This window comes from Pandoraea morbifera, assembly GCF_902459575.1.
Lineage (GTDB): Bacteria > Pseudomonadota > Gammaproteobacteria > Burkholderiales > Burkholderiaceae > Pandoraea > Pandoraea morbifera.
Map to the genome: position 1 here is coordinate 280,934 of NZ_CABPSD010000005.1, position 12,764 is coordinate 293,697.

The following is a 12,764-nucleotide window of genomic DNA, read 5'->3' on the forward strand; positions in this document are numbered from 1 at the left end:
GTCACAGAGGGCGGGTGCGGCAGTTCGTCCGACGGCCAGCGCCAGGCCGACGCCGGCCAGGCGCCGTATCTCGTGGGATACAGCGCAAGCGAAGGCGCGCTATACTCGCCGAATCTCATCGAGCGGCGGCCCGGCGGCCTTTTCGCAGCGCGCCCCGCTCGCGTACCGGCGAAGGAACCGAGTTATGGACAGTGTCGATCTGGAAGTGCTGAAGTCCGCCGTACAGTGGACCCGCGCGGGCTTTTTCGTCACGCTCGGGACCGTTGTCCGCACCTGGGGCTCGGCCCCGCGCCCGGTGGGCTCGATGCTTGCGATTCGCGAGGACGGCCACATGGTCGGTTCGGTGTCGGGCGGCTGCGTCGAGGACGATCTCATCGAACGCATTCGCAATGGCGACTGGCCGCATGATCGCCCGCAGCTCACGAGCTACGGTGTGACGGCCGAAGAGGCGCATCGCTTCGGCCTGCCTTGTGGCGGCACATTGCAACTCGTGCTCGAACCCGTGAGCGAAGCGTCGCGCATCGCCGATCTGCTCGACAGCATCGCCAGATTCCGCCTCGTGGTGCGCGAACTCGACATGAAGACCGGCGCGGTGCGCATGGCGCCGGGCCACCATGCGCCGTCCGTCGAATTCGACGGCGAGCGTCTCATCACCTCCCACGGCCCGCGCCATCGCCTGATCGTGATCGGCGCCGGGCAACTGTCGAAATACGTGGCGAGCATGGCCTGCGCGCTCGACTATCACGTGATCGTGTGCGATCCGCGCAGCGAATATGCGGATGAGTGGCAGGTGGCGGGCACCGAACTCTCTCGCGAGATGCCCGACGACCTGATCGTGCGTCTGCAACTCGACTCGCACAGCGCCGTGCTCACGCTCACGCATGACCCGAAGCTTGACGACATGGCGCTGCTCGAGGCGCTCAAGTCGCCGGCGTTCTACATCGGCGCCATCGGCTCTCGCATCAACAATGCGCGCCGCCGCGAGCGCCTGTCGCTGTTCGATCTGAGCACCTCGGAAATCGAGCGCCTGCACGGCCCGGTCGGCATGCACCTCGGCGCGCGCACGCCCGCCGAAATCGCAGTGGCCATCCTGGCCGAGATGACGGCCATCAAGAACGGGATCGCCGTCACGCAGACATTCGCGCGGCGAACCGCCGACGCCCCGCCGCACGAGGCTGCCGCCGAGGACGGTTGCCGCTCGGTCGCGTAGCCTGCGGATCTCGCTGGCCGTCGCGGCCGCTCAGCGGATCGGTCCGGCCATGACTTCGCCAAGCAAGGCTTCGTAGGTCCGCACGACCTCCGTGTTCTCGGGAAGATATCGCCGAATCTGTTGCCGCTGCGCGAAGCGATAGGCGGCAAGGCCCGCGTCGTGCCGGTCGAGCGCCTCGACCAGCCGGCGAGCGCCCGCGCCAAGATCGTTGCCCTGGTAGTAGTAGCCGAGGTCACTGCACAGGCTCGCGTTATGAATCAGCGCGTAGCCCTGCCAGCACACTTCCAGATAGAAGTAGTTGAGCGGATTGGCCATCTGGTGCGAGATCACCACGTCGGTGTATTCGGCCAGAAACGACGGTGTGTCGTAGCGCGAGAGAAAGGTCGCCTTGCGCTCGCGCACGATATCCAGCTGATGCATGAGTGCCACGAAGTCGGGGCTGTGCTCGGCCAGTCGCTGTGCATTGGTGACCTGCAACAGTGCGATGGCGCCTGGCCGCTCGCGATACGCCAGCTCGGCGATCAGGATCGGATAGAGACAGAACTTGACGATGTCGACGTTGGGCTCCATGACGCTCAGCCGACGGGGCTCGGTATGCGGCGCGTAGGCGCCCCCGTGAGGCTGTGCGCTCGCGCACGCCTCGAGGAAGACCGGACTCCACACGAACGGCACGACATGCGCGCGTCGGCGCCGCAGCACCTCGAAGAACGGCCGGTTTGCATCAGCGACCTGCGGCACCATCCAGATTGCGTCGTAACGCTGATTGACGAACAACCCGGCGCCCCACGCGGGCCGCTCGAAGAGCATCGCCTGCGCCGCGAGCAGATACTCCGATCCACAGCAATACGACACCAGACGCACGCCGCGCGTTTTCAGGTAGCCGGTCTGATCGGCATCGATCTGGCCGCCGAGTTCGATCAGCAGATCGATGTCGTCCTTGGCCGCCTCGAACGGCAGCGTCGGGAAGCGTGTCAACGACCATGGCAGGGTGTCGCCGAGCGGCACCGGTGTCGTGTTTAGCAGCGTCACGCTGTACACCGAAGTACAGCGCGCGAGGACGTCGGCCAGAAAAATCGCGTTCTGCTTGATGCCGTTGTTCCAGATCGTCTCGTCGGCACGATGCAGGCCGATGGTGATTCCGATGCGAAGCCTGGACGCGTTTTCCAGGTTTGCCAGATTTGCCACGTTTGTCACTCCCTGCCGCCGTGCGGGCGGTCGATGCTGTCGTGAAGTTGCAATAGGTCGTCGATCGCACGCCGCGCGATGCGCGACTCAGGCCTCGACGGGCCGGTACAGCGCTGCAATCGCTTCGCTGTAGGCGCTCACGTTCGCGGCGTTCTCGATGCTGACGTCGTCGAGCAACTGGCGGGCGTCCCGGCGGTACTGCTCGAGATTGTCGTCATGCGTGCGAAACGCCTCGAGCAACTGGCGCGCGCCTTCCTCGCAATCGAACCCCGGATAGAAATAGCCGCACTTCCCAAGGAAGGGCGAGTTGTGAACCAGTGGATAGCCGCCGTACAGCAACTCGTAATAGAGGTAGTTCTGAGCGTTCTCCCACGTGTGCGATACCACCGCGTCGCCATGGCGCGACATGAACTCGAAGAGCGCGAAGCGCCCCTGAAACGACGCCACGCCGTGATCCACGATGTCGAGACTGCGTGCGAAATGCACGAATGTGGCGTGTTCCTTGAGATGCAGCGTGTTGCACACCAGCACACTCTCGGCAAACGACGGCTCGGCGCGGTAGGCCAGTTCGGCCGTGAGCATGGGTATCACGCAGGTTTTGACCATGCAGATGTTCGGCTCGAAGATCGCCACGCGCCAGCGCGAGCGTCCGGGTCGGTAGCCGAACGCCTCCTGTTCCCCCAACGCGGCCCGCGCGCGGTCGAAGAGCATCGGATGCCAGATGTGGGGCACGATCGTCACCGGTGTGCGCAATGCGCATTCGAAGTAGCTCCGACAGGTGACGCCGAACTCCGGAATCGTCCAGACACCGTCGTAGGTCGCCCCGGAGAAGAGAAACCCCGGGGGCTTGCCGAACATCGCGCGTTCGATGTCGATCACGTAATCGTTGCCCACGCGCATCGTCACGACCTTGCCGCCCCGTTCGCGGAATGCGGCGATCCACGCCACGTCGAGTTGCGCGCTCATTTCGATCATCACGTCGCAGCGCGCCATCGCCGCCTCGAGCGTGATCAGGGGGATGTTCGTGGCTTCCAGCATGAGATCGGGCGACGGCGTCGCGGCGTTGCCGCCGTTGACCATCACGGCGTCGGCCACGTACGGCGAACGGCGCAGCAACATTACCAGCAGCAGGCAGTTCTGGAAGATGCCGTTCTCCCACAACGACTGTCCGCTTCCCTTGACGAAGAGCGACACGCCGACCACAAGGCGCCGGTCCGTCGCGGCGCGGTTCGATTGCTCAGCCATCGACGCCTCCCTCGCTGCCCGTCGGCGCGAGCAGCCGGCCGGCAATGACATTCAGGTTGTCCGGGTTGTCGATCGACACCGCGCGCAACACCGCGTCGGCGCGCCTGCGGTAATCGGCGAGGCGGGCATCGTGATGCACCCAGGCGTCACGAAGGGCCGCGGCACCGGCAACGGCGTCGAACGACGGGTAGTAGTAGCCCGCGTCGCCGAGCATTCGCGTGTTGTGAATCAAGGGATAGCCTCCATACAGGGTGTCGTAGTAGAGGTAGTTCTGCGCGTTCTCCCAATGGTGCGAGATCACGGCATCGGTATGCTGCGCGAGCAGCAACGGAAGATCGATGCGATCGGTGAATGCCGCCTTGTGTTGCCGCACCAGATCGAGACGGTTGGCGAAATAGACGAACGTCGGATGCTCGCGCACGTTCGTGGTGTTGACCACCGTGAGCTTCTCCACCGCCCCGGGATGTCGCCGATGGAAAGCGTCGGCCGCGAGCATCGGATACTGGCAGCTCTTGACCACCGAGATGTTCGGCTCGGCAATCGACAGACGCCACTTTCCCTCCCGCGGCCGATAGCCGAAATGCAGACCGTGCGAGGCGAGCTCGCGGCAGCGCCGCTCGATGAAGTACGGCGACCAGAGATGCGGGATCGTGACGACGGGAATTCGCATGACCGTACGCAGGATCGCGGCATCGATGGACTGCGATTTGCGCAGGATCCACGCCTCGTCGAACGGACTGCCGTTGAAAAGATGCCCCGACGGCTTGCCGAAGATCGGCGTTTCGCACAACTCGCTGTAGGTGTTGCCGACGAAGCACGCGACGAGCCGCGCACCGAGCGCCCTCATCCGCCGGAGCCACTCACGCGGCAACTGCGCCCCCATCTGGATCACGACGTCGAGTTCGTGCGTGACATCGGCCGGGGCGACCAGCGGCACCCCAAGGTCGTGCAACTGAAGCCCGGGAGGCAGCGATCCGGCGTCGCCGCCGTTGAGGAAATACACGGGGCCGATCCGGTCGCAGGCCTTGAGCATCATGGCCAGAAAGGCCACGTTCTGATGGATGCCGTTCTCCCATATCTGCTGCGCATCTCGCGCGAACAGCGAGATGCCGACGGCCGGCCGGCGACCGGCCGCGTGTCTGGATCGAATGGCGCTCATCGGCAGCCTCCCCATGTCGCATCGGCCGCCGGCCGCATGCCGCGTGTCGCTGGCGTCGCACGCGCCGGGTATCTCGGGCGCGTCACCATTGGTACGAGACGCCGGCGGCGTACGTGTTGCCCTGACGGCTGATTCCCGCGCCCAGGCGTGCCTTGAGATTGTCGGTAAAGCGGACCGACGCGCCGATCGACACCGCGGCTTGCCCCTGGAACGTGGCCGAGCCGACACCGAGTGCCACGCGCCTGCCAGGGTCTACCTCAGGGATCATCGCGAGTGCCGTTGCGGCCGCGATGCCCGAGTAGGCACGCCTGGCGACCTGATTGACGCCTTCCTGCACCCCCACGAGCTGGCCCACGGTCGCCGCGTCGGTCGCGCGCCTGCCGGGCGCAAGGTTCGTGAGTCGCCGCTCGTTGCCGGGAGCACCGAACGACACCGTGCCCGGATCCCGCGCGACGGCATTCGCCCCGATGGCTACCGCACCGGCGCCGGAGGCCACCGCGCCCGCGCCCATCGCGACCGCGTGCGCTTCCGTGGCCGAGGCCGCATGCCCGATCGCCACGGCGTTCGCGCCCGGCGTCGCCGCCTTTGCGCCGAGCGCGGCGCTGCCCTGCCCGGCCGCGCCCGCGTCCACCCCGATGGCCATCGCACCGGATCCCGACGCCCCTTCGCCACGAGCGTTGCCCCTTGACAAGCCACCGTCGTTCACGCTGACATAGGACGCCTGCTTCGACGCGGATCCCCCAGTCTGCTTCAGGGCCCCGCCCGAGTCGCCGTCCGTGGGGGGCCGCTGACTGCCGACAGAGGCGCTGAGGCGGGAGGCGAGCGAATTCATCGCGATCAACATGTCGCCGATGCCCGTCGACGTCGACGTCGAGAGCGACATCACACGACTGTCGGTCATCTGCAACTGACTGACATTGACGGCATCGGTCGACGCGACGCCCGCGGCGAGGTTGGTCAACGCGACGGGCTTGGATGCCGCGGCTCCGCCCAGCTTCACCCGCTCGCGTCGCAAATCGTCATACACCACGGCACGGCTGTCCCCCGGCGTGACGGACGCCATCTGCTTCAACCCCGTCGAGAGCGATGTCACATTGCGGTTGGTCTCGCTCAATTGCCGGAAATTGACGGCGTCGGTCGGGTGAGTGCCGTCGGCGACGTTCGTGAGCGCCACCGGCGAGGACGCGCCCGTGCCACCGAGCGTCAACATCCCGCGCGAGGCGTCGTCATACCGGGCGCTGTTTTCGATATCGACGGCGAGCGACCTCAGTTTGCGCTCCGAGCGCAACAACCCCGTGGAAAGCGTCGTCACGGTGCGATTGGTATCGCTCAACTGGGCGAAATTGACGGCATCGCCCGACTCAACGCCGTTGGCAACGTTTCGCACCCTCACCGAGCGTCTGGAAACCGTGTCGCCGAGCGTGAGCGTGTCGCGGGTCTGCCCATCGTAGCCGACATAGTCCTCGGCATTTGCCTCGAGCATCGTCAGCCGCTTTTCAGCCTTGGTCATGCCGGTCGACAGCGACCCCACCTGTTCGTCCGTCGTGCCAATGCGCTTCCAGAGGACGCTCACGCTGCTTCTGGTCGTGCTCAGCTGGCGAAAGGTCACGGCGTCGCTCGGATTCTTGCCATCCGCCACGTTGGTCAGCGTGACTGGCGTCGAAGTGACGATGTTGCCAAGCGTTATCTTCGAATGGGATCCGTCGTCGTATTGCACACCATTGCCGGTGCCTTGAGAAAGACGCTCGATCTTGTTCAGTCGCGTCGAAAGCGCCCCCACCCGTTTGTCGATGCTCGTCGAGATCGATCCGACGTGTCTGTTCGTAGCGCTCAATTGCCCGAAGTTGACGGCGTCGCCAGCGCGCTCGCCCTCGGCTACGTTGGCCAACGTGACCGCACCGTCCTGGTTGGGCTCGCCAGCGGCAGTCACGCCACCGGCGACCAGGGTTCGGTGACTTCGACCGTCGGCGGACCGCACCACCGCGCCCGGCGCGACGAGGCCGGAGAGAGTCGTCGAGAGCGACGCCACGCTGCTGTTCGTGGTTCCCAACTGGGCCGCGTTCACGGCGTCGTGCGGTCGGGTCCCATCGGCGACATTGCCCAACGAGACGGGCGTTCTCGACAGACCGCCAAGCCGGAGCTTGGTCTTCGTCGCGTTGTCGTACTGCACAGCGATTTCCATTTCCGAGACCAGCGATTCGACCGCGCCGCCGATCGATTTCACCCCCGTTGATAGCGAACCTACGCCATTCTCGAACGTCGCCATGCTCGTCGAGAGTCGCATCACATTGCTGTTGGTCACCCCCAGCTGTCTGACGGTGACCGCATCCGAATTCCGTACGCCGTCGGCGAGGTTGGTCAGGGCGACCGGCGCCGTCGGGTCCTTTCCGCCCAACGTCAGCATGTCGCGCTTGTCGCTGTCGTACTTCGCGAAGCTGGACGTGTCAGCCGTAAGCGCGGCAACAGTACTCAGCCCCGTCGAGAGCGACGTCAACCCCTGCTCCAACACGACCGCTCCCGTCGAAAGCGACGTCACTCCCTGCCCCAGCACGACCGCTCCCGTTGACAGCGACGTCACTCCCTGCCCCAGCACGACCGCTCCCGTTGAAAGCGACGTCACGCCCTGCCCCAACACGACCGCTCCCGTCGAGAGCGACGTCAACCCCTGCCCCAGCACGACCGCTCCCGTTGAAAGCGACGTCACACCCTGCGATAACAGGATCGCTCCCGTCGAGAGGGATGCCACATGACGACTCACCTCGCCCAACTGACCGAAATTGACGGCATCTCGCTGCGTCTCTCCATCTGCGACGTTGCCCAGCTTCACCGGTGCGCCCGCCGACGCTCCCCCCAGCGTCAGACGCGCACGTTGCTTGGTGTCGTACTGCACAAAGCGCTCGACGTCGGTGGCGAGTGCCGTCACCTTGCTCAAGCCCGTGGACAGGGACGTCAGACGATCCGAGAGGGCCGTCGCTCCCGTCGAGAGCGACGTTAACCCCTGTCCGAACGAGACGGCGCCGGTCGAGAGCGATCCCACGTTTTTCGACAGCGCGGCCATCCCGGTAGAGAGCGAGCCGACGCGGCTGTTCGTCGCACTCATCTGACGGACATTGACCGCGTCGGTCGCGTTGACGCCCTCCGCGACGTTGGTCAGAATCACAGGCCGCGCCGACACGCGGCTCCCAAACGTCACGGCCCCCTGCGTGTCGTCGTCGTACTGCACCGACGTCTCGATGCCCGCCGTCAGGCCAATCATCTTTTTAAGCCCGGTGGAGAGCGAATTCACACTCTTGTTGGTCGCGGCCGCTCCAGTCGAAAGCGATGCAACGCCGCTGTTTGTCTGGCTCAGTTGCCGGACCGTCACGGCGTCGTTCAGGCGCGCGCCGTCAGCCACGTTGGTCAGCTTCACCGGTTTCACGGAAAGCAGGTTTCCGAATGTCACGGACTCCTGCGACTCGTCGTCGTATCGGATGACGTTTTCCGTATCCGCCACAAGCGAAGCGACGTGGCTCAGCCCTGTGGACAGCGACATCACCCCGTCGCTCAGCGAAGCGGTACTCGTGGATAGCGAAGTCAAGCCTCGGTAGGCCACGCTGAGTTGCCGGACCGTCACGGCGTCGCTCGCGCCCATGCCGTCGGCCAGATTCGTCAGCTTGACCGGCTTCGCCGACACAGCATTGCCCAAGGACACCGACTCCCGCGATGCGTTGTCATACTTCACGGCATTCTCGAGATCGCGAGCACTGCCCGTCGAGAGTGAACTGATGCCGGAAACCACCGAACTCAAGCTGGACGAAATCGAACTCATTCCCGTCGACATCGACGACTTGAAGCCGGACATATCGGTGCCGATCTTCGAGAGCGCGACGTTCGTTGCGTTCAACTGAGAGCCGTTCGTCGCATCGGTGCTCGACGAACTGATCCTGCCCGCCGCGACACGGGTGATGGTGCGCAGGCCTCTGTTTGAGCCGATACTCATCGTTGCCATGGGCGCACCGCCAGCAAATGCATACGTCTGACCGTTGATCGTGGCGCTCGGCGTACCGACCGCCTCGTCGGCCACCGCCCAATCGCCAATGGCCACCGATCCAATGGGTGACGCGGTGGCGGCATAACCGATGGCAGCGGCATACTTGCCCGAAGCTTTGCTCCACGCCCCAAGGGTCATGCTGTACTCGCCGGCAGCCTTCGATTGCGCCCCGATCGCCATTGCGCCCTGCCCCGTCGCCACCGCGCCTGAGCCGATCTCGGTATTGCGTGGATCGTTCCGACTCGCAGTCCGCGCCCGAGCATCCCCGCCCAACGCGTCGTCGTGATTTGCCGCCGCCAACGTGTCCCCCCTCAAGGCAACGGTGGCGGCGTGATTTCCCAAAGCGAGACATCCATCCCCCCAAGCCGAGACAGCCTCGTACCCGTGAGCGACGAGGCTCCAGTCGATACGGCAGGGCGCCTTGCCGCCGTCGGCAACCATTGCCCGCGCCGGCGCCGAGAGCGACGCCAGGCAAAGCGCCGCCCCCCCACAGAGCAATACACTCGCCCGCTTCAATGACGCCCCGCGCCGGGATCCGCCGGTCTTGCCCTGCCCCGTGCAAATTTCGGCGACCGCGACCCAGGCGTTTGTCCTGCGGCTGAAAACGAGACGATAGGTTTTGTTCATCACACGCTCCATCAAGCTCGAAAATCAACGTCGCGGTTCGCTTGTCGAATCGGTCGATCGGGTCTGCATCGAGCTCGCTGGCGAACGCGTCCTCTTATCTCGGCGACTTCGGAGCGCAGAATCCCCCGCCGCCGAAGACGAGTCCTGATGGAAAGTTGACGAATTTCGCCGCGCACGCTTGCGGCGCGCGCAGGACGGCACCTCGGCCAATGACGCCCCCGGCGCGAATGGAAAGAGAAAGCAGCCTCGCTGCACGCATGTGTGCCAGCGGAGTTGGCGACGCGAGCGCCGTGACGACGACGCCTTGGGAATCGGCGCAATCCGGGCGCGATGTGAATTCGCCTGCGTGTGTCGCGGCGTTTGCGCAAAAAAAAGCGCCGCCATGAGAAACATGGCGGCGCAACTCGCTCACTCGTTGCGGAGTGGTACTGCCTGGGTTACTTCGTCACCCGTGGCACCTCGCGTGCCCGACCGATCGGCACATCAGTCGTGCGGCCACAGGAATACCGCGGAGGCGTGCCCCTTCGGAGACACCTTCACGTCCTTCGTCATCGGCTTGCCGTTGTGGGTCGCCTTCACGGTGTAGTCGCCCTCGGGCAACTTCACCAACATGAACGGCCCCTTCGCGCGCGTATCGAGCACGGTCGTGCCGCCGTGGAGAATCTGCACCTTGGCGTCGGCCACGTATTCGTTCGCGCCGTCACCACGGGCTGCCATCTCGATGGACAGCGGCCACTGCGACGCTTCACGCTTGAAAGCCCCCGACTCGTCGCTGTCGATACCGCCCGAGACATACGTGACGTTGCCCTGCTGCATCGATGGCGGCAACATGCCGCCCTGCGCGTGAGCGACCGATATGCCGCCCATCGTTGCTGCGAGTGTTGCGGCGGTGGCGGCTGCCACCGACCAGCGTTGCCATGCTTGCCACATGTTCGACCTCCCGTTTCATGAAATCACGATGCCGGAACTTACCGGTGACGCGGCACCGGCACACAAGGTAGTGCGTGGCATCCCGTACGGCGCCGCGCCCGGCTGTCAGCCGAGGTCGACCGGGATGAAAATCTGTTGCCCGTCGCGCTGCACAAGCAACGCGACATTATTGCCAGCCTTCTTGAGCTTGTCGCTCAGTTGCGAGGCGCTCGTCACCGGCGTGCCGTTGAGCGACAGGATGATGTCGCCCGGCTCCACCCCGGCCTGTGCCGCGGGACCGCCCGCACGCGCCACCAACAGGCCGTTCGTCACCTGCGCCGCGCGCTTCTCCTCGGGAGAGAGCTCGCGTACCGCAAGTCCGAGCCGCCCGTGCGTGGCCGAATCGTCATTGCTCGCCAGGTCCTTCTTTTCGTTGAGCGCGCCGACCGTCACGCTCACGTCCTGCTTCGCACCGTTGCGCCAGACGGTAAGCGTCGCCTTCTGGCCAGGACGCATGTCGGCAATCTTCTCCGGCAGTTGCACCGAGTCGTCGATGGTCGTGCCATTGACCGCCAGGATCACGTCGCCCGGCTTGAGATCCGACTTTGCCGCCGGACCATGCTTGTCGATCGACGACACCAGAGCCCCCGTGGGCTTGGGCAGGCCGAAGGACTTCGCCAATGACTGGTTCACTTCCTGAATCGCCACGCCGATACGTCCGCGGCTCACCTTGCCGTACTGCTGGAGCTGCGACTTCACCTTCATCGCCATGTCGATCGGAATCGCGAACGACAGCCCCTGGAAGCCGCCCGTGCGCGAATAGATCATCGAATTGATGCCGATCACCTCGCCGTTCAGATTGAACAGCGGACCGCCCGAGTTACCCGGGTTGACCGGCACGTCCGTCTGAATGAACGGCGTATAGTTCTCGTCCGGCAACGCCCGTGCCTTGGCCGACACGATACCCGCCGTCACCGTATTGTCGAAGCCATACGGCGAGCCAATGGCCACCACCCATTCACCGGCCTTCGTCTTCGACGGATCGCCGATCTTCACGGTCGGCAGATTCGTCGCGGCGATCTTGAGCAACGCCACATCGCTCGCCTTGTCGCTGCCCACGACCTTCGCCTTGTATTCGCGCTTGTCGTTGAGCTTCACCGTCACCTGACTCGCATCGTCGACCACGTGGGCATTGGTCAGGATGTAGCCGTCCGGGCTCACGATGAAGCCCGAACCGAGACTGCGCGTCATCGCACTGGCGCTGTCGTCACCGCCATCGCCGCCGTCATTGCCCGGCGCGCCGTAGAAGTGACGGAAAAACTGGAACAGCGGATCGTTCTGATCCATGCCCGGGGGCATCTGCATCTGGCTCGACGCGGAACCGCGCGCGGACGATGGTTTCGCATCGTGCGTCACACTGATGTTGACTACGGCCGGTCCGTATTGTTCCGCCAGTTGCGAGAAGTCCGGCACCAGCATGCGCGGCGCGGTGTTCGGGGTATTGGCGGCCACCGTGGCGGGGGCCGCGGCAGGATTCGCAGCGTTGGCGTCGCTGACCATTTCCGAGGCCAGCGGGGCCTGCCAATGCTGGCGACCGGCCACATACCCGCCCGTCAAGGCGACGAGCACCGCGCTGGCAACCAACGTACGAGTGAGCTTCGAGGTCCTCATGAGTCTCTCCTTACCGACGACTGCGTTTGACATGACTCAGATCGTAGAGAAGCTCCCTTAAGGCAACCTTAAGACCGAAAATGCCTGCTGCCGCCCGCGACTCGCAACACCGTCCTCCAACGGCACGGCCATGCAGGATGTCACCCATCGAATACCGAACGACGTCCGATTGTGCACCCTGGGTTACGACGGCAGGTGTTTGAAGGCGGCCTTCGCGCGGTTCGACTTGCCTTGGACGCCCTCCGCTGTCTACGGTGACCTCGTGGTGCAATTCCGCACCGCACGTTCTCGTCGACAGGAGGTTTCACGATGCATACGAACGACAAACCGGTCTCGGACAATCACATGGCGGCCTTGCGTCACGTCGCCCGCTGGATCGAGTGCGCGGGCGTGGCCCTGTGCCTGACGTTTTCGATCGCCGCTTTCGCCACAGAGGGCAATGGCAACGGCGTGGGCACGCAAGGCCCGGCCGCCGACGCCATGCCGGGCAACGCACGGGCCGACGCGACGCAGGCGTGCACGGCAGACCGACCCGATGACAGGATGCTCATGGGCAAGTCGCTCGCGCAGGTGAAGTCGATGCTGCGCGGTTGCCCGTGGCGGATCGGCATGCAGGACGGCAAGCCCGTGCCGACGACGCGCGACTACCGCCCGGATCGCCGCACGCTGACCATCGAGAACGACAAAGTGACGGCGGTGCAGCGCGGATAAGCGTGGAAATGAGCGAA

General features: G+C 64.9%; 8 protein-coding genes and 1 pseudogene. 2 read left to right on the plus strand and 7 right to left on the minus strand.

Translation table 11 applies throughout. The annotated features are described in order from the left end of the window. Window positions 1–184 precede the first annotated feature (184 nt). Window positions 185–1,210, plus strand: a complete 1,026-nt coding sequence (locus tag PMO31116_RS11130) for an XdhC family protein (protein ID WP_150566771.1) — start codon at window positions 185–187, stop codon at window positions 1,208–1,210. Between the two features lie 30 nt (window positions 1,211–1,240). Here PMO31116_RS11130 and PMO31116_RS11135 read toward each other — a convergent pair whose 3' ends face one another. The 7 genes and pseudogenes from PMO31116_RS11135 to PMO31116_RS11160 form a co-directional block, all read right to left on the minus strand. Further along, a complete protein-coding gene (locus PMO31116_RS11135; RefSeq protein WP_246185249.1) occupies window positions 1,241–2,395 on the minus strand; it encodes a DUF2827 domain-containing protein in 1,155 nt (384 codons plus the stop codon). Between the two features lie 87 nt (window positions 2,396–2,482). Next, a complete protein-coding gene (locus tag PMO31116_RS11140) occupies window positions 2,483–3,640 on the minus strand; it encodes a DUF2827 domain-containing protein (protein WP_150566772.1) in 1,158 nt (385 codons plus the stop codon). Continuing rightward, a complete protein-coding gene (locus PMO31116_RS11145; protein ID WP_150566773.1) occupies window positions 3,633–4,799 on the minus strand; it encodes a DUF2827 domain-containing protein in 1,167 nt (388 codons plus the stop codon). The genes PMO31116_RS11140 and PMO31116_RS11145 overlap by 8 nt, the downstream gene beginning before the upstream one ends. A gap of 82 nt (window positions 4,800–4,881) precedes the next feature. Beyond that, window positions 4,882–8,967: a YadA-like family protein gene (locus PMO31116_RS11150; protein ID WP_246185250.1), complete on the minus strand. Its 4,086-nt coding sequence runs from the start codon at window positions 8,965–8,967 to the stop codon at window positions 4,882–4,884. Continuing rightward, a pseudogene (locus tag PMO31116_RS24410) lies at window positions 8,968–9,468 on the minus strand (ESPR-type extended signal peptide-containing protein); the annotation flags it as partial. Between the two features lie 471 nt (window positions 9,469–9,939). Continuing rightward, entirely contained in the window at window positions 9,940–10,386 is a 447-nt protein-coding gene (locus tag PMO31116_RS11155; RefSeq protein ID WP_150566775.1) for a carboxypeptidase regulatory-like domain-containing protein, read from the minus strand. Window positions 10,387–10,491: 105 nt separating this feature from the next. Next, a complete protein-coding gene (locus PMO31116_RS11160; RefSeq protein ID WP_150566776.1) occupies window positions 10,492–12,036 on the minus strand; it encodes a DegQ family serine endoprotease in 1,545 nt (514 codons plus the stop codon). A 309-nt stretch (window positions 12,037–12,345) separates the two neighbouring features. Between PMO31116_RS11160 and PMO31116_RS11165 the strand changes: the two genes are divergently transcribed. Then, the gene (locus PMO31116_RS11165; protein WP_150566777.1) at window positions 12,346–12,747 is read left to right on the plus strand and encodes a hypothetical protein; all 402 of its coding nucleotides are present in this window, start codon (window positions 12,346–12,348) and stop codon (window positions 12,745–12,747) included. Window positions 12,748–12,764: the final 17 nt, after the last annotated feature.